The following is a 17,541-nucleotide window of genomic DNA, read 5'->3' on the forward strand; positions in this document are numbered from 1 at the left end:
GGGGAACGGTGGAAGGGCGGGTAGGGGACCGCCCCGCGCAGCGGTCCCGTTCCTAGCCGCGGACAGCGGATGCGCGGAGGGAGGCGATCAGGTCGCGGATCAGGTCCGTGCCGCGGAGGGTCAGGACCGACTCCGGGTGGAACTGGACCCCCGCGAAGCCCCGCGCCGTGGAGCGGAGGGCGTGGACCTCGCCGGTGGCGGGATCCCGGGAGATCTCGATGCCCTGCCCCGCAAGGGCCCGCTCCCGCTCCGCCGAGCACTGCGCCGCGTACGTGTTGTAGAAGCCCACCACCTCCTCGCCCCCGAACAGCGGAATCCGCGTCTGCGCCCCCTGCGCCGGCTCCGCCTTGCGGACCAGCGGCAGCCCCAGCTCGGCCGCCAGCAGCTGGTGGCTGAGGCAGACCCCGAGCAGCCCGCCCCGGTGCGAGGCCAGGAGCTCCGCCGTCAGCCCGCGCATCGTCCGGATCTTCGGGTCGCCGGCGTCCGCCGGGTCGCCCGGGCCGGGGCCCATCACGATCGGCCCGTCCCAGGCCAGGGCCGCCGCCCGCAGGCCCGGATCGTCGTAGCGGCGTACGGTCACCTCCAGCCCGGCGACCCGCAGCACGTGCCCGAGCATCGAGGTGAAGGTGTCCTCGCCGTCCACCACCAGCGCATGGCCCGTCACCTCCGCCGGCCGCTCCTGCATCCGCAGCCAGAACGGCGCCAGGTCCTCGCGGCGCGCGGCCAGGGCCGCCTGGACCCCGGGGTCGTCGGCCAGCCGCGCCCCGGCCGCTCCGGTGCCGGACGGCCGCACCGCCGCCGGGCGGACGCCCAGCGCCGCCAGTACGCCCGCCGCCTTCGCGTGCGTCTCGGCCACCTCGCCCGCCGGGTCGGAGTGGCGCACGAGGGTGGCCCCGACGGGCACCCGCAGCGCCCCGTCCGGCGCGATGTCCGCCGTACGGATCAGGATCGGCGAGTCCAGGGTCTGCGCACCCGCGGCGTCGACGCCCAGCAGCGCCAGCGCGCCCGCGTAGTAGCCGCGCCCGCCGGCTTCGTACCGCTCGATGACCCGGCAGGCGTTCTGTACCGGCGACCCGGTCACCGTCGCCGCGAACATGGTCTCCTTCAGCACCTCCCGCACGTCCAGGGAGGACCGGCCGCGCAGCTCGTACTCGGTGTGCGCGAGGTGCGCCATCTCCTTGAGCCGGGGTCCGACGACGACCCCGCCCATGTCGCCGACGGTGCACATCATCTTCAGTTCCTCGTCCACCACCATGGACAGCTCCTCGGTCTCCTTGCGGTCCCCGAGGAAGGACAGCAAGGACTCCACGGAGGGGCCCTCGGCCGGATACCGGTACGTGCCGCTGATCGGGTTCATCACGACCGTGCTGCCGGACATCCGCACGTGCACCTCGGGGCTGGCCCCGACGAGGGTGCGCTCCCCGGTGTGGACCACGTACGTCCAGTACGCGCCCCGCTCGCCCTCCAGCAGCCGCCGGAACAGCGCGAGGGCGTCGGCGCGGCCGAAGCCCTCGATCCGGCCCTCGTACGTGCGCCGGATGACGAAGTTCGCGCCCTCGCCGCGGCCGATCTCGTCCTCGATGACCCGCCGGACGGTGTCCGCGTACTCCTCGTCGGGGACGTCGAAGCCGCCGCCGTCGACCCGTACCTCGTGGGCCGGCAGGGCCGCCAGCGCCTCGGCGAGCGGGATCTCGTACGCCTCGTCGGCGACGAGCACGCTCAGCGGCGTGCCGTCGTCGCGCACGTCGAACCCGCGCTCCCGGATCTGCCGGAACGGTACGAGCGCCAGCGCGGGCCGCTCGCCGACGGGCAGGTCGGCGAGGTGCTCGGCCTCGTGGACGGGGCCGATCAGGACCTCGACGGTGTCGTGGTCGCGGCCCGGGGTGCGGCGGCGCAGCAGGGCGAAGGGCGGGGCGGATGCGTCGAGCAGATCGTGCAGGCGGTGCGGGTCGAGCAGTCGGCTGGTGTCCATGGGCTTCGACATGGAGGGGTCGTCCTTCCGGGTGGTGGAGGGACGGCCGGCGCTCCGCGAAAACACGGAAGGCCGCCCCTCGGGGCGGCCTTCGCTTCGCTCGTGGTTTCAGGTACGCGCGAGAAGTGGGCCGCCGGGAGCGGACCACCACCAGTTCTTGTTGCTGTGCGCGTACATGCGGTGAACCCTAACCCACCAGGCGTGGTGAACGGGTGAGTAACACAGGGAGAGACATCCATCTCACGTAGTGGTCATCGGGCTGGACGCGTCGTGCGACGCCGTAATGTGTGTGGGGTGACCGTGAACGCTGAAACCCAAGCCCCCGCCTCCAAGGCGACCTGGCGAGACCTTCCCGCGGCGCAGCAGCCTTCGTACCCCGATGCCGAGGCCCTGCGCGCTGTCGTCGCGGACCTCGAGTCGTATCCTCCGCTCGTTTTCGCGGGTGAGTGCGACCAGCTGCGCGCCCGTCTGGGAGCCGTCGCCAAGGGCGAGGCGTTCCTGCTGCAGGGCGGCGACTGTGCCGAGGCCTTCGACGCCGTGTCCGCCGACCACATCCGCGCCAAGCTGAAGACGCTGCTCCAGATGAGTGCCGTCCTGACGTACGCGGCCTCCGTGCCCGTCGTCAAGGTCGGGCGCATCGCCGGCCAGTACTCCAAGCCGCGCTCCAAGGACACCGAGACCCGCGACGGCGTCACCCTGCCGACCTACCGCGGCGACTCCGTCAACGGCTTCGCCTTCACCGAAGAGGCCCGGATCCCGGACCCCGAGCGGCTGAAGCGCATGTACCACGCGTCCGCGTCGACGCTGAACCTGGTGCGCGCCTTCACCACCGGCGGCTACGCCGACCTGCGCCAGGTCCACGCCTGGAACCAGGACTTCGTGAAGAACTCCCCGTCCGGGCAGCGCTACGAGCAGCTCGCGCGGGAGATCGACAACGCGCTGAACTTCATGAAGGCCTGTGGCACCGACCCGGCCGAGTTCAAGGCGGTGGAGTTCTACTCCTCCCACGAGGCGCTGCTGCTCGACTACGAGGGCGCCCTCACCCGTACGGACTCGCGCACCGGCCGGCTGTACGACACCTCCGGCCACATGGTCTGGATCGGTGAGCGCACCCGCCAGCTGGACCACGCGCACATCGAGTTCTGCTCGCAGATCGCCAACCCGATCGGCATCAAGCTCGGCCCCACCACCACGGTGGACGAGGCGCTGACCTACATCGACCGCCTGGACCCCGAGCGCGAGCCGGGCCGGCTCACCTTCGTCGTCCGCATGGGCGCCGACAAGGTCCGCGACAAGCTCCCCGAGCTGGTCGAGAAGGTCACCGCCTCCGGCGCGACCGTCGCCTGGGTCACCGACCCGATGCACGGCAACACCTTCGAGGCGGCCTCCGGCCACAAGACGCGCCGTTTCGACGACGTGCTCGACGAGGTCAAGGGCTTCTTCGAGGTCCACAAGGGCCTCGGCACCCACCCGGGCGGCATCCACGTCGAGCTCACCGGTGACGACGTCACCGAGTGCGTGGGCGGCGGCGACGAGATCTTCGTCGACGACCTGCACCAGCGCTACGAGACGGCCTGCGACCCCCGCCTGAACCGCAGCCAGTCCCTCGACCTGGCGTTCCTGGTCGCCGAGATGTACCGCGACCAGTAGGACGGCAGCGCGGTGTGAGTACCGACGAGTAACGGCCGATGGGGCGCGGATCCAATGTGATCCGCGCCCCATCGTCGTATCCGGGTCTTTTAGGGAACCCTAAGTTTGGGTAGGGTTAGGTAAGCCTCACCGAATAGGGGATGGCTGGCCGAACCATTCCTGTCAGGGAGGTGAACCGCGTGTACGTCTGCTCTTGTTTCGGGATCACCGACAAGCAGGTCAAGGACCACGCGGCCGCCGGGGCCTGCACCCCCCGCCAGATCGCCTCGGCCACCAAGGCCGGCACCGACTGCGGTTCCTGCGTGCGCACCATCCAGGGCCTCCTCGGCCGCGGGGCCTGCCCGCGCCGGGAGCTGCTGGAGAAGGGCAACGCGGCGGCCGTGCTGGCCGCGGACTCCGAGCTGGCGGCCGCGCCCGTACTCGCCGAAGCGGCCTAGCCGGCCTGGCTAGCTCGGCTGCTCGATGAGCTGCGCGATGTAGAGCGGCTCGCCGATGGACTCGATGAGCTCCAGCTGGGTGTCCAGGTAGTCGATGTGGTGCTCCTCGTCCTCCAGGATCTCCTCGAAGAGCCGTGCCGAGGTGACGTCACCCTTGCCGCGCATGACCTCGATGCCCCGCTTGAGGCGGTCGATCGCCTCGACCTCGACCTGCCGGTCGGCCTGGAACATCTCCGTCAGGGTCTGGCCGACGCGTACGTGGAAGAGGCGCTGGTAGTTCGGCAGGCCGTCGAGCATCAGGATGCGCTCGGTGATCTTGTCCGCGTGCTTCATCTCATCGATGGACTCTTCACGCGTGTACTTGGCGAGCTTCGTCCAGCCCTTGTTGTCCTGGATCCGGTAGTGGAGCCAGTACTGGTTGATGGCCGTGAGTTCGCCGGTCAGCTGCTCGTTGAGAAACTCAAGGACCTCGGGGTCGCCCTGCATCGCAGAGGCTCCTTCCAGGCAATGTCAGCAATGTGACGGGGCAGGTGCGCGCATCCTTGCACCGCCGCAGGAAGCAGTCCAGTAAGTGCCTCCTTAGTGGGAGTTACCGTGACTTGCCCGAATCGGCCCGTACCTGGTCATGACCACCCTGCCAAGTCTGTCACCATGGAGGTATGGGTCAGCCGGAAAGCCGGGAATCTCCGGGATCAGAGCAACTGGAGCTTCCCCCGGGGCAGAGGCTGCAGCGAGGCTGGCCGGTCACCCACTACGGGCCGGTCCCCAAGTTCAAGCCGGACCGCTGGGAGTTCCGCGTATTCGGCGCGACCGCCGACGGCGACAAGCGCTGCTGGAACCACGAGGAGTTCGCGGCGCTGCCGTTCGAGTCCGTCGTGGCCGACCTGCACTGCGTGACCAAGTTCAGCATGCAGGGCGCCGAGTGGGGCGGTGTGCTCGCGCGCACGATCCTCGAGCTCGCCCCGCCGTCCCCGCAGGTCACGCATGTGATGGTGTGGGCCGAGTACGGCTTCAGCTCCAACATGCGCCTCGCCGACTTCGCTTCCGAGCGGTCCGTTTTCGCCACCCACCAGGGCGGTGAACTGCTCACCGCCGAGCACGGTTTCCCGCTGCGGCTCGTCGTGCCGCACCTGTACGCGTGGAAGGGCCCCAAGTGGGTCCGCGGCGTGGAGTACATGACCGCCGACCGCCGCGGTTTCTGGGAGGAGCGGGGCTACCACAACATCGGCGACCCCTGGCGCGAGCAGCGCTACTCCTATCAGGAGGAGCCCGGGGACGGCCCCGAACTCTGAGCGTCCCCGCTCAGTGGTGGTACTGGTGGACGACCGCGTGGCCCTTGCCGCGGCCGATCATCCACTTGTTGACCGGCGTCGTGACGACGAAGGCGATCGCGAGCGAGATCGCCAGCGCGATCCAGAACAGCGCGTCCGACAGCATCGCGTCCATGGCGCCCGGCCACAGGACGATCACCCCGTTGTCGATCAGCTCCATGACGGCGATCGAAAGGGTGTCCGCCGCCAGCGCCACCCGGATGGCCGTACGGAAGTCCACGCCGGCCGACAGGATCCCGCGCAGGGTGAGCGCGTAACCGAAGAAGAACGCGAGGACGATCGCGAGGACCATCGTCGGGACGTTGCCCCAGCCGAACGCGGTGCCGATGACCATGCCGAGCACCTCGCCGATGGCGCATCCGGTGAGGCAGTGGAGGGTGGCCTTCGCGGCCATCGCCCAGCTGACCGGCGAGGCGCCGCCGTGTCCGTGGTGCTCGTGGTGCGCGTGCCGGCCGTGCTGCTCATGCTGTCCGTGGTGCTGCTCGTGCTGGCTCGCGTGCTGGTGGTGCTCGTGGTGCTCGTGCGTGTGCTCCATGACGACCCCCTGATGGGAAAACCCGAGTAGCGGCTCTGCCGATATGACAGAACCGTATACCCCCCTGGGGTATTCCTCAACAGATCGTCAGAGCCCGCGCAGCTCCTTGAGCAGGGCCACGTCCGCCGCGTGCCCCTCCTTGCCGCCGGGCGTCTCGATGATCAGCGGTACGCCCTCCATCGCCGGGTGCGTGAACAGCTCGGCGAAGGCGTCGCGGCCGATGTGGCCCTGGCCGATCTGCGCGTGGCGGTCCTTGTGGGCGCCCACGCCCTCCTTGGAGTCGTTCGCGTGCACCAGCTTCAGCCGCCCCTCGCCCACCGTGTCCACCAGCAGGTCCAGCGTCTGCTTCGTCCCGCCCGGTTCCGCCAGATCGTGCCCGGCGGCGAAGACGTGGCAGGTGTCCAGGCAGATCCCGAGCATCGGATGGCGGTCGAGCGCCTCGAAGTACGGGCCGAACTCCTCGGCCGTCGAGCACAGCGAGGAACCCTGCCCGGCCGTGGACTCCAGCAGCAGGAAGGGGTCGTCCTCGTGCGTCAGCTCGTCGAGCAGCGGCAGCATGTGCTCCCTGACCTGCGCGTACGCCGCCTCGCGCGGGCGGCCGCCGGTCGCGGAGCCCGTGTGCACGACCACCCCGAGCGCGCCGATCGCGCGGGCCCGGCGCAGTGAGTGCCTCAGCGACTCCACCGACTTCTCGACGGTCGCCTCGGTGTGCGAGCCGAAGTTGATCAGGTACGGCGCGTGCACGTACGCCGGGATCGACTCGGCCGCGCACGCCTCGCGGAACTGCTCGTCCTGCGCCGGATTGCCGACCGGGGTGGCCCAGCCGCGCGGATTGGCGACGAAGACCTGCACGGCCTCCGCGCCCATCTCACGGGCGTACGTCAGCCCGACCGAGGCGAGCCCGCCCGCGACGGGGACGTGCCCGCCCACTGGATTGCGGCTCATCGAATTGCTCATGGCGTGGTGCTACAGCCCCTTGGTCCTGATGGTGATCGTGCTGCCCTCGGCGGCGGTCTGGCCGGCGGGCACGGACTGCGAGTCGATGGTGTTGCTGAAGGAGAGGAAGGGCCTGTCGAGCTTCACCTTGAACCCCAGCGCCTCCAGGGCCTTGCGGGCCGGGTCCACGTCCTGGCCGGTGACGTCCGGCACCGGGATCTGGCGCGGGCCCTTGGAGACGGTGAGCGTCACCGTGTCGCCGGCCGCGGCCTGGCTGCCGGCGGCGACCGACTGGTTGGCGACCGTACCGGCGGGGGAGGGGGAGTTGACCTGCTCGGGAGCCACGGCCACCTTCAGACCCAGGTCCTCCAGTACGGAACGGGCCTGGTCGACGGGCTTGCCGCCCACGCCGGGCACCGGCACCGGGCGTCCCTTGCTGACCAGGAGCCTGACCTCCGTGTCCAGGGGCCGCTTCTGGCCGCCCGGCGGGTCCGTACTGATCACCGAGCCCTGGGCGACGTCCTGACTGAAGGCCTGGGTGATCGCCCCGGTGCCCAGACCGGCCGAGGCCAGCTCCGCCTTGGCCGCCTCCAGCGGCTTGCCCTTCAGATCGGGGACGACGACGACCTCGGGCCCGCGCGAGATCGTCAGGGTCACCGCACCGTTGCCGCGGATGCTCTTGCCGCCCGGGGGATCGGTGTTCATCACCGTCCCCTTGGCGAAGGACTCGCTGAACTTCCGGTCGACCCGCTTCACACCGAGACCGGCCTCCGACAGCCGCGCCCTGGCGTCCGCCTCGCTCTTGCCGAGCAGGTTCGGGACCTTCGTGAACTGGCCGGAACTGATGTACCAGACGCCGGTGCCCAGGCCGAAGAAGAGCAGTACGCCGACCACCACGAGCAGCGTCCCGCGCCGCCGGGGCCGCGGGGGACGGGAATCGGCGGGCGGGATCGGCGGAGACGCCAGCCGGGAGGTGTGGGACAGCTGATCGGCTTGCGAGGCCACCGGCCGCGGGATCACGCTGGTGCGGTCCTCGGCGGCGGTCCGCTCCTGGGCACGGGCCTGCGGCGGTACGGCGTTCAGCTCGGCCTCGCCGAGCTGCGCGCGGGCGTCCAGGGCCAGCCCGAGGAGGGCGGCGGCGTCGTAGGGCCGCAGTTCGGGGTTGCGCGCGGTGGCGTGGGCGACGAGCTCGTCCAGCGCGGCCGGCAGTCCGGGGACGGCCACGGACGGGGGCGGGACGTCCTCGCCCAGGTGCCGGTAGAGCACCTGCGCGGGATTCTCGCCGGTGTGCGGCTTGGAGCCGGTGAGCATCTCGTAGAGCACGACACCGCAGGCGTAGACGTCCACGCGGGTGTCGGTGACCCCGTTCTGGATCTGCTCGGGGGCCAGGTAGGAGACGGTGCCGAGGACGGAGCCGGTGGTGTTCGTGACCGAGTCCACGGACCGGACCAGCCCGAAGTCGGCCACCTTCACCCGGCCGTCGTCACCGATCAGCACGTTCTCGGGCTTCATGTCGCGGTGCACGAAGCCGGCCCGGTGCGCGGCGCCGAGGGCGGCGAGGACCGGTTCGAGGATGTCGAGGGCCGCACGGGGCTGCAGTGCGCCGCGCTCGCGGAGCACGTCGCGCAGGGTGCAGCCGGAGACGTACTCCATGGCGAGGTACGTGTACGGGCCGTGCGTGCCCTGGTCGAAGACGGCCACCACGTTGGGGTGCGCGAGGCGGGCCACGGACTTCGCCTCCCGGATGAACCGGTCGACGAAGGCGCCGTCGGCGGCGAGCGCCGGGTGCATCACCTTCAGCGCGAGGATCCGGTCGAGGCGGGTGTCGACGGCCCGGTAGACCGTGGCCATGCCGCCGGCCGCGATACGGGCGTCCACGCGGTAGCGGCCGTCGAGCGTCTGCCCGACGAGGGGGTCGTCCATGGTCGTGTCCACCCGGCGATTCTACGAGTGCGCGGCTCGGGTCCCGCCAGGGTCCCCTTGGGTTGCAGCGCAGCTGTGACGTCCCTGTCCGGAAGCGATGCAGGGCGCGGCGCCGCCGCACGGGGGCCAGCCCCCGGACCCCCGCGCCTCAAACGCCGGCGGGGCTGGAATTTGCCACTGCGCGGCATCTTCCAGCCCGTCCGGCGTTTGGTGGGGGAAAGCGGGACCCGGGCCGGCCGGGATCGGAAAGGATTCGGGGTTTCCCGTCAGCCTCATCGTCCTTCCGCGTCGGGCCGGCCTGTCAAGGGCGCTCACTGCGTTCGCGTCGCTTCGCGACGGCCTCCGGCCGCCCTTGACAGCCCGTCCCGCCACGGAAAAACGAAGACTGCCGGGAACCCCCGAAGGAACGGGCCGGAAGTTGCGTTCCGGACCGAGCCCGATCACGGATGCGCGGCCAGAACGCCCAGGAAAGACGGCCGGACCGGCACCCGGCACCACCGAACAGCCCGCCGGTAGCGGTAGCGCGACTGATCGCTACGCGCTCCTCATCCCTCAGCGCCCGACGGCCGCCCTGGGGCGCTGCCCGCACGAAACAGAGGCCGGGGATTGCTGCGTCCGTCGCGGGGCCGGTCCGCGTGGGACGAACTCCGCGCCTTGGCCGAGCGCACGGACGGCCTCGCTCGAGCGTCACAGGGCAGCGGAGGTCTGTTGCCGCAAGGCGGCATCAGACGTCGTACGGGTACACCTCAAGCGCTCGTGAGATGAATGCGATGCGCTGGCCCACCTGCAGCGTCTCCCTGTGGGACTCGACTTCGATCATCACCACGTCCGTCCCCACCCTGAGCGCTACGACCGGATCATCGGGACCCCCGACGCTCAGCACCTCTCCCCGCACGACGATTCCGTACGTGTAGACCTCCATGTCGTAGCGGACCGTCGGCGCAACGGGTCGCCACTCGACTACAGGGTGCGGGATCGTGAGCTCGACGAACGCGGTGGTGCCTTGCTCCGGCAGGTGAGAGCTCATCCAGCGGGCCAGCCCCACACCATGCCCCGCTTCGCAGCGGAAGACGACGACTCGCTTCTCCTCGACGACTCGGTTCACGAATATCCGCACCACGCCGCTCCGTTCATCGAGGGGGGGGCTGAGCCTAGCGCGCTCCCCACGCACTGACCGTCGGTCGCCGTCGATGAGGAGCGCGTGGCGATCTGTTGCGCCTGTCGGTCCGGGACGGGCTGCTGGTCGCCCTTTGGCGGGGTATCAGCCCCGGACGGCCTGCGGACGCCGAGGAATGAGGAGCGCGTAGCGATCTGTCGCGCTACGCGCTGCCGCAGCCTGGTTGGACATCACTGATGGGCCCGTCAGGTCCCTTGTGACCGGCCCGTTCCTTCGGGGGTTCCCGGCAGTCTTCGTTCTTCCGTGGCGGGACGGGCTGTCAAGGGCGGCCGGAGGCCGTCGCGAAGCGACGCGAACGCAGTGAGCGCCCTTGACAGGCCGGCCCGATGCGGAAGGACGATGAGGCTGACGGGAAACCCCGAACCCTTTACGGCTCCGGCCGGCCCGGGTCCCGCCTTCCCCCGGAGTGGGGCCCGAGGGGGTGTGGGCACCGCATGCGCGGGAACCCGTACTCCCGACCCCTCAGAACGCCGGGCGTTCCGGGTCCAGGGTCGCGCGGCCCTCTACCGGGGAGGAGGGTTCCGCGAAGCGGCGTTCCGGGATGCGGCCCGCGCGGTGGGCCAGGCGGCCCGCCGAGACCGCGTCCCGCATCGCGGCGGCCATCAGGACCGGCAGCTGCGCACGCGTCACCGCGGAGGCGAGCATCACCGCCGAGCAGCCCAGTTCCATGGCCAGGGCCACGTCCGAGGCCGTGCCGGCCCCCGCGTCGAGGATCACCGGAACCCCCGCCCGCTCCGCGATCAGCTCGAAGTTGTGCGGATTGCGGATGCCCATCCCGGAGCCGATCGGGGACCCCAGCGGCATGATCGCCGCGCAGCCCACGTCCTCCAGCTTCCGCGCGAGCACCGGGTCGTCGTTCGTGTACGGGAGGACCGTGAAGCCCTCGTCCACCAGGATCTCGGCGGCGTCGAGCAGCTCCACCCCGTCGGGCAGCAGCGTCCGCTCGTCCGCGACGACCTCCAGCTTGATCCAGTCCGTGCCGAGGGCCTCGCGGGCCAGGCGGGCGGTGAGGACCGCCTCGCCGGCGGTAAAGCATCCCGCCGTGTTCGGCAGTACGTCGATCCCGAGCTTGGTCAGGACGGACAGGACGGAGCCCTGCACCGTCGGGTCCAGCCTGCGCATCGCCACCGTCGTGAGCTCGGTGCCGGAGGCCACCAGCGCCCGCTCCAGGATGTCCAGGCTGGGCGCCCCGCCCGTGCCCATGATCAGGCGGGAGGAGAAGGTCCGGCCGCCGAGGGTGAACGCGTCTTCGGGCTCGTCGAGTACCTCGGGAATGTCGCGCATGTGGGCCATGGTGCTCAGCCTCCCTGGACCGCGGTGAGGACCTCGACGCGGTCGCCGTCGGCCACGGAGGTGTAGGGCCACTGGCCGCGCGGCACCACCGTCTCGTTCAGGGCCGCGGCGACCCCCTTGGTGGCCTGGGTGAGGGTGGCGACGACCGCGTCGAGGGTGGTTCCGGCCACGATCTCGCGCTGCTCGCCGTTGACGGAAATGCTCATGCGTACGACTCCTGGCGCGTGCGGGAGAAACGGCGGGGGGTGAAGGGGCGCGCGATCTCCGGCAGTTCGCCGGTGGTCAGCAGTTCCGCCATGACGTCCCCGGTCAGCGGGGTCAGCAGGACCCCGTTGCGGTAGTGCCCGGTGGCCAGGTGCAGACCCGGCAGGTCGGTCGGGCCGAGCAGCGGGGCGTTGTCCGGCGAGCCGGGCCGCAGCCCCGCCCGGGTCTCCACCAGCGGGAGTTCGGTGATGCCGGGCACCAGCTCGTGGGCATCGCGCAGGAGCTCGTAGACCCCGCCCGCGGTGACGGTCGTGTCCCAGCCGAGTTCCTCGCTGGTGGCGCCGACCACGAGCTCGCCGTTCTCGCGCGGCACCAGGTAGACGTGGCTGCCGCGCACGACGGCCCGTACCGTCCGCGACAGGAACGGCGCGTACGGAGCCGGCACCGCGAGCCGCAGCACCTGGCCCTTCACCGGCCGTACGGGAGCCGCGACCTCGGGCGGTACGCCGTCCAGGAGCCCGCTGAGCGAGCCCGCGGCCAGTACCACCTGGTCGGCGGCCAGCTGCGTGCCGTCCGCGTCGTCGAGGACCGCGCCCGAGGCCCGGTCGGCGGTGGTCAGCAGGCGCGCCGCCTTCGCCCGGTGGAAGACGACCCCGGCCCGCTCGCAGGCGGCCAGCAGTGCGGCCGCGAGGCGGCGCGGGTCGACCTGGTGGTCGCCGTCCACGCGCAGCCCGCCGCGTACGCCGGGGGCCAGCATCGGCTCCAGGCGGCGGCACTCGCGGCCGGTCAGCCACTCCGACTCCAGGCCGCAGCGGCGCTGCAGGGCGTGCAGCTCGCGCAGGTGGAGGCGGTCGTCGGCGTCGAGGGCCACGGCGAGGGTGCCGCAGGCCCGGTAGCCGATGTCCATGCCGCCGCTGGCCTCGGCGAGTTCGGCGGCGAACTCCGGATAGCGGGCGGCGGAGGCGACGTTGAGCCCCAGCAGGGTCTCCTCGCCGTAGTGCAGTTCGGTGACGGCGGCCAGCATGCCGGCCGCGACCTGGGCGGCGCCGCCACCGGGCGCCGGGTCGGCCAGTGCGGTGCTCAGCCCGTGCCGGGCCGCCCGCCAGGCGGTGACCAGGCCGATGATGCCGCCCCCGATGACGAGGACGTCGTAGCCGGGATTCCGGCCCTTCCTGGATGAATGCATGGGCGTCCAGCCCCTCCCTTCGCCGGCATGACCCGGATCAGGTTCGTACGGTCGGAGGCCGGCCAGCCTCCCTCTCAGCCCGGTGCGCCCGGACTCCCGCGATAGGTACGGTGGCCAGAGTAACGCCGAGCCCGGTCGGCGGGTAAGGCTGCCTCCCCGCACCCGGACCGGCACCCGGACCGGCACCCGGACCGGCACTCGATCCGCACCCGGTTCGCGGTCGATCCCCGCCCGCTATTCCTGACGGACCGTCAGATGATTAGGCTGGGCCGCGTGAGCGAGCAGACGCAACAGACGGAACACGCGCGGCGCGGCGTCGTCGTCGTGGGCGCCGGCATGGCCGGTGTCCAGACCGCGGTCGCCCTCCGGGAACAGGGCTGGACCGGCCCCGTCACCCTGCTGGGCGCCGAACCCCACCAGCCCTACGACCGGCCCCCGCTGTCCAAGGCGGTGCTCCTCGGCAAAGCCGAGGACTCGGCCTTCGACGTCGACTTCGAAGGCCTGGACATCGAGCTCCGCCTCGGCGTCGAGGTCACCGGCCTGCGGGCCGCCGCGCACGAGGTGGACACCGCCGCGGGCCCGGTCCCGTACGAGGTCCTCGTGCTGGCGACGGGCGCCCGGCCCCTGACCCTGCCCGGTGCGGAGGGGGTCCCGGGCGTGCACCTGCTGCGCACCCTGGACGACGCGGCCAGGCTGCGGCCCGTGCTCGCGGCGGGCTCCGCCGTGGTGGTGGTCGGTGCCGGATGGATCGGCGCGGAGTTCGCCACGGCGGCGCGCGAGGCCGGCTGCGAGGTCACCGTCGTCGAGGCGGCCGACCGGGTCCTGGCGGGCGCGCTGCCGGCGGAGGTCGCCGAGCCGATGGGTCGCTGGTACGCGGAGGCGGGCGCCACGCTGCTGACGGGCGCGCGGGTGGCCTCGGTGGAGGCGGGCCGGGTGCTGCTGGCGGACGGCCGGGAGCTGCCGGCCGGCGCGGTCGTGGTGGGCATCGGCGCCCGGCCCGCGACGGACTGGCTGGCGGGCTCGGGCGTCGAGCTGGGCCCGGACGGGGCGGTCGTCGCCGACGAGCACCTGCGGACCTCGGTGCCCGACGTGTACGCGGTCGGGGACTGCGCCTCGTTCCCCTCCGGGCGGTACGGGACGCGGCTGCTCGTCCACCACTGGGACAACGCGCTGCAGGGTCCGAGGGCGGTGGCGGCGAACATCGTGGCCTCGGCCGCCTCGGCCGCCTCCGACGCCGCCGGGGCACCGGCCGATGCGCCGGCCGGTGCGCCCTCCGAGCAGAGCTACGACCCGGTGCCGTACTTCTGGTCCGAGCAGTTCGGCCGCTTCGTGCAGTACGCGGGCCACCACGGCCCGTCGGACACGCTGCTGTGGCGCGGCGACCCGGCGGCCGCGACCTGGTCGGCGTGCTGGCTGCGCGACGGCCGGCTGGTCGCCCTCCTCGCGGTGGGCCGCCCGCGCGACCTGGCCCAGGGCCGCCGCCTCGTCGAGTCGGGCGCACCGGTGGACCCGGCGAGGATTGCCGACCCCGCGATCGCCCTGAAGTCGACGGTGCTCTAGGACGGCCTGGCCGAACGGAGGACCGGGTGCGGCCCCGGACGGGGCCGCTCGGGTACCGGCGGCGAGTCCGAGATGGCAGGCTTGTGCCCGTGACCGAGATTGACGCAAAGATCGATGCCCTTGTTCCCGCCTGGCTGTACCTCCCCGACATCGCGGAGATGCTCGACATCGAAGTGACCAAGGTTCGCCAGCTGGTCAAGGAAGGTCAGCTGCTCGCGGTGCGCCGCGGCGAGAACCGCTCCCTCCAGGTGCCCGCCGCCTTCATCGACGGGGACAAGATCGTCAAGGGCCTGGTCGGCCTGCTGACCGTGCTCCGCGACGACCGCTTCACCGACGCGGAGATCCTGGAGTGGCTGTTCACCGCCGACGACACCCTGCCCGGCACTCCGGTGCAGGCGCTGAGCGAGAATCGCGGCACGGAGGTGAAGCGCCGCGCTCAGGCGCTCGCCATCTGACCTGATTCCGCAACACCGGCAACACCAGCACCAGCACCAGCAGCAGTACACACGGCGCAACGCCACACGCGGTGTGCGGGCCCCCTGCCGGGCCCGCACACCGCGTACGTACGACACACCACCCCGGGGGTACCCATGTCCGCCATCGCCGCCCAGCTGTCCGACGCCCGGCTCTACCTGTGCACGGACGCACGCAAGCGGCAGGGCGACCTCCCCGAGTTCCTCGACGCCGTCCTCGCGGGCGGCGTCGACATCGTCCAGCTCCGCGACAAGGGCATGGAGGCGGGCGAGGAGCTCGAACACCTCCAGGTCTTCGCCGACGCGGCCCGCCGCCACGGCAAGCTGCTCGCCGTCAACGACCGCGCCGACGTCGCGCACGCCATCGGCTCGGACGTGCTGCACCTCGGGCAGGGCGACATCCCCGTGCCCGCCGCCCGCGCCATCCTCGGACAGGAGATCCTGATCGGACGCTCCTGCCACTCCGAGGCCGAGGTGGACGCGGCCGCCGCCGAGCCCGGCGTCGACTACTTCTGCACCGGCCCGTGCTGGCCCACCCCCACCAAGCCCGGCCGCCACGCCCCCGGACTCGGGCTCGTGCGCCACGCCGCCTCGCTCGCGCAGGACCGGCCGTGGTTCGCCATCGGCGGGATCGACGCCTCGAATCTGGACGAGGTGCTGGACGCCGGCGCCTCCCGCGTCGTGGTCGTCCGGGCCCTCACCGAGGCCTCCGACCCCGGTGCGGCCGCCGCCGACCTGGCCAAGCGGGTCCGCGCCCGCCTCGCCTAGGACGGGCCGCCCGTACGCACCCCCGCGGTCGAGCCCCGCAGTCGCTCCACCGGGCGGCTGTCTCATTTTCGTGTCCAAGGGATGGACATCGCTTCGGTGTCCACGGGAGCGCGTCTAACCTCCCCGTATGGCCCTTGGTACCTCTTCCACCTGGTCGGACCGCGCACACACGGTCCGAGACCTCATCGCGTCCGGGCGCTCGTACTCCTTCGAGTTCTGGGCACCCAAGAGCGAGAAGGGCGAGCGCAACCTCTGGAACGCGCTGCGCCGGGTCGAGGCGGTCGCCCCGAGCTTCGTCTCCGTCACCTACGGAGCCGGCGGCTCCACCCGCGGCGGCACCGTGCGGGCCACCGAGCAGATCGCCGCGGACACCACGCTGACCCCCGTCGCGCACCTCACCGCGGTCGACCACTCGATCGCCGAGCTGCGCAACGTCATCGGCCAGTTCGCCGACGCCGGCATCCGCAACATGCTCGCCCTGCGCGGGGACCCGCCGGGCGACCCGATGGGCGAGTGGGTCGCGCACCCCGAGGGCGTGCACTACGCGGCCGACCTGGTCCGCCTGCTCAAGGAGTCCGGCGACTTCTGCGTCGGCGTCGCGGCCTTCCCCGAGATGCACCCGCGTTCGACGGACTGGGACACGGACATCCGGCACTTCGTGGACAAGTGCCGCGCGGGCGCCGACTACGCGATCACCCAGATGTTCTTCGATCCGGAGCACTACCTGCGGCTGCGCGACAGCGTCGAGAAGGCGGGCTGCGAAACCCCGATCATCCCCGAGTGCATGCCTGTTGTGGGCATCAAGCAGCTCGACCGGCTGCCCCAACTCAGCAACGCAGTCTTCCCCGCGGCTGTGAAAGAGCGCATGCTCGCGGTCAAGGACGATCCGGCCGCTGTACGCTCCATTGGCATCGAGTTCGCCACGGAGTTCTGCGCGCGGCTGCTGTCCGAGGGTGTCCCGGGGCTGCACTTCATCACGCTGAACAATTCCACGGCGACTCTCGAGATCTACGAGAACCTGGGCCTGCACCAGCGGGCCTGACCGGCCGACCCCTGTTCCCCGGGCGGTCGTCCGCACCGAGAGGGGCCCATGCATGGGAATGACGGTCCTCTACATCGCGTTCGGTTTCGTCGCGCTGTGGCTGCTTGCCGAGGTCCTGATGCAGTACAAGGCCCGGCTGCGCTGGCGGCTGCTCGCCTTCGCCGGCTTCCTGGGAGTCGTCGCGGGCGTCGTGCTGCCCTCGGTGCTCGTCATCGGCGCCGGCGCGGTCGCGTTCGCGATCGGCCAGACCCTGGTGACCCTCTCGTTCCGCAAGGGCTTCGTGGCCGGCTGGGCGCTGCGCCGTGACCGGAAGGCGGCCGCCGCGCCGCCGAGCCGGCGCCGCCGGGCCGCGGGCGGTCCCCGCCAGGAGCCCGCGCTCCAGGTGACCGCCCTGGAATACGGCCCCGAGGCGGCGGCCGGCCCCGACGAGGACCCCGCGGACCACACCGAGTTCGCCGAGGCCCCTTCCGGCTCCGCGGGCGAGGGGACCCAGGAGTACTACGCCACGCAGCCGGTGCCCGAGGACACCGGCTCGTACGGGATCCAGAGCATCCAGAGCACCGGCTCCTTCGCCTCGCCGTTCACCACGGCCGAACAGGACGCCCACCAGTACGCGGCCTACTACGACCCGCAGGCCCAGGGCGGCTACGACTACACCACCGGCTATCCGGCCCCCGGCGAGCAGCAGGTCTACGCCGCCTACTCCGACCCGTACATCGGCACCGGCGGGGCCGTCGCCCCCCAGCAGCCGTACGGGTACGCCCCGTACGGCGACTACGCCCCGGACCCGTACGCGGCACAGCAGCAACAGCAACAGCAGCAGTACTCCATGGACACCCCGCCCGGCGGGGTCTGGGTCCCTCAGCAGCGGTCCACCGACGGGGCCGCCCAGCCCTACCCGGTCGAGGAGCAGCAGCAGTACCCGTACCAGGGCACCGGCGAGTACGAGCAGTACCGGTACTAGGCCGTCTCTTTCGGATCTTGCCTGACCCGCGCCGCCCGGCACCGCACCTCGCCGCGTTGTCGAGGCACCCGAGGACGTCCAGTAATCGGG

The 17,541-nt window shown here is 71.7% G+C and carries 17 protein-coding genes and 1 riboswitch; of the genes, 8 read left to right on the forward strand and 9 right to left on the reverse strand.

Features of this window, described 5'->3' with window-relative positions; genetic code table 11:
- Positions 1 to 52: 52 nt before the first annotated feature.
- A complete protein-coding gene (locus tag ACWGDE_RS22640) occupies positions 53 to 1,972 on the reverse strand; it encodes an anthranilate synthase family protein (protein WP_453390828.1) in 1,920 nt (639 codons plus the stop codon).
- Between the two features lie 285 nt (positions 1,973 to 2,257).
- Between ACWGDE_RS22640 and ACWGDE_RS22645 the strand changes: the two genes are divergently transcribed.
- On the forward strand, positions 2,258 to 3,622 hold the full coding sequence (locus tag ACWGDE_RS22645; RefSeq protein WP_453390829.1) for a class II 3-deoxy-7-phosphoheptulonate synthase: 1,365 nt from the start codon (positions 2,258 to 2,260) through the stop codon (positions 3,620 to 3,622).
- A gap of 179 nt (positions 3,623 to 3,801) precedes the next feature.
- A complete protein-coding gene (locus ACWGDE_RS22650) occupies positions 3,802 to 4,059 on the forward strand; it encodes a (2Fe-2S)-binding protein (protein WP_453390814.1) in 258 nt (85 codons plus the stop codon).
- A 9-nt stretch (positions 4,060 to 4,068) separates the two neighbouring features.
- Here the strand turns inward: ACWGDE_RS22650 and bfr are convergent, their stop codons facing one another.
- Positions 4,069 to 4,545, reverse strand: coding sequence for a bacterioferritin (gene bfr / locus ACWGDE_RS22655; RefSeq protein ID WP_453390815.1), 477 nt, complete (start codon positions 4,543 to 4,545; stop codon positions 4,069 to 4,071).
- Positions 4,546 to 4,718: 173 nt separating this feature from the next.
- Between bfr and ACWGDE_RS22660 the strand changes: the two genes are divergently transcribed.
- Positions 4,719 to 5,351 carry a sulfite oxidase-like oxidoreductase gene (locus tag ACWGDE_RS22660; RefSeq protein WP_453390816.1) on the forward strand — a complete coding sequence of 211 codons (633 nt, stop codon included), beginning with the start codon at positions 4,719 to 4,721 and terminating at the stop codon, positions 5,349 to 5,351.
- A gap of 10 nt (positions 5,352 to 5,361) precedes the next feature.
- Here ACWGDE_RS22660 and ACWGDE_RS22665 read toward each other — a convergent pair whose 3' ends face one another.
- From ACWGDE_RS22665 to thiO, 7 genes are all read right to left on the reverse strand, one after another.
- A complete protein-coding gene (locus ACWGDE_RS22665) occupies positions 5,362 to 5,925 on the reverse strand; it encodes a DUF4396 domain-containing protein (RefSeq protein WP_453390817.1) in 564 nt (187 codons plus the stop codon).
- Between the two features lie 87 nt (positions 5,926 to 6,012).
- Complete coding sequence (locus ACWGDE_RS22670; RefSeq protein WP_453390818.1) at positions 6,013 to 6,882, reverse strand: deoxyribonuclease IV; 870 nt, start codon at positions 6,880 to 6,882, stop codon at positions 6,013 to 6,015.
- Positions 6,883 to 6,891: 9 nt separating this feature from the next.
- Positions 6,892 to 8,796 (reverse strand): Stk1 family PASTA domain-containing Ser/Thr kinase, encoded by a 1,905-nt coding sequence (gene pknB, locus ACWGDE_RS22675; protein WP_453390819.1) that lies wholly within the window; start codon positions 8,794 to 8,796, stop codon positions 6,892 to 6,894.
- Between the two features lie 712 nt (positions 8,797 to 9,508).
- Positions 9,509 to 9,901 (reverse strand): hypothetical protein, encoded by a 393-nt coding sequence (locus ACWGDE_RS22680; RefSeq protein ID WP_453390820.1) that lies wholly within the window; start codon positions 9,899 to 9,901, stop codon positions 9,509 to 9,511.
- A 522-nt stretch (positions 9,902 to 10,423) separates the two neighbouring features.
- Entirely contained in the window at positions 10,424 to 11,245 is an 822-nt protein-coding gene (locus ACWGDE_RS22685; protein ID WP_453390821.1) for a thiazole synthase, read from the reverse strand.
- A 14-nt stretch (positions 11,246 to 11,259) separates the two neighbouring features.
- Positions 11,260 to 11,460: a sulfur carrier protein ThiS gene (gene thiS, locus ACWGDE_RS22690; RefSeq protein ID WP_453390822.1), complete on the reverse strand. Its 201-nt coding sequence runs from the start codon at positions 11,458 to 11,460 to the stop codon at positions 11,260 to 11,262.
- Complete coding sequence (gene thiO / locus ACWGDE_RS22695) at positions 11,457 to 12,644, reverse strand: glycine oxidase ThiO (protein WP_453390823.1); 1,188 nt, start codon at positions 12,642 to 12,644, stop codon at positions 11,457 to 11,459. The genes thiS and thiO overlap by 4 nt, the downstream gene beginning before the upstream one ends.
- A riboswitch (TPP riboswitch) is annotated at positions 12,642 to 12,754 on the reverse strand. Its footprint overlaps the gene before it by 3 nt.
- Positions 12,755 to 12,917: 163 nt before the next feature.
- Here thiO and ACWGDE_RS22700 point away from each other — a divergent pair.
- The 5 genes from ACWGDE_RS22700 (at position 12,918) to ACWGDE_RS22720 (ending at position 17,451) form a co-directional block, all read left to right on the forward strand.
- Positions 12,918 to 14,204: an NAD(P)/FAD-dependent oxidoreductase gene (locus ACWGDE_RS22700; RefSeq protein ID WP_453390824.1), complete on the forward strand. Its 1,287-nt coding sequence runs from the start codon at positions 12,918 to 12,920 to the stop codon at positions 14,202 to 14,204.
- 89 nt (positions 14,205 to 14,293) lie between these two features.
- Positions 14,294 to 14,659, forward strand: coding sequence for an Rv2175c family DNA-binding protein (locus ACWGDE_RS22705; RefSeq protein WP_450911940.1), 366 nt, complete (start codon positions 14,294 to 14,296; stop codon positions 14,657 to 14,659).
- A 135-nt stretch (positions 14,660 to 14,794) separates the two neighbouring features.
- Positions 14,795 to 15,445 carry a thiamine phosphate synthase gene (gene thiE / locus ACWGDE_RS22710; RefSeq protein WP_453390825.1) on the forward strand — a complete coding sequence of 217 codons (651 nt, stop codon included), beginning with the start codon at positions 14,795 to 14,797 and terminating at the stop codon, positions 15,443 to 15,445.
- A gap of 127 nt (positions 15,446 to 15,572) precedes the next feature.
- The gene (metF, locus tag ACWGDE_RS22715; protein WP_453390826.1) at positions 15,573 to 16,487 is read left to right on the forward strand and encodes a methylenetetrahydrofolate reductase [NAD(P)H]; all 915 of its coding nucleotides are present in this window, start codon (positions 15,573 to 15,575) and stop codon (positions 16,485 to 16,487) included.
- A gap of 52 nt (positions 16,488 to 16,539) precedes the next feature.
- A complete protein-coding gene (locus ACWGDE_RS22720) occupies positions 16,540 to 17,451 on the forward strand; it encodes a hypothetical protein (protein WP_453390827.1) in 912 nt (303 codons plus the stop codon).
- Positions 17,452 to 17,541 lie beyond the last annotated feature (90 nt).

Source organism: Streptomyces sp. NPDC054956, from assembly GCF_053609185.1.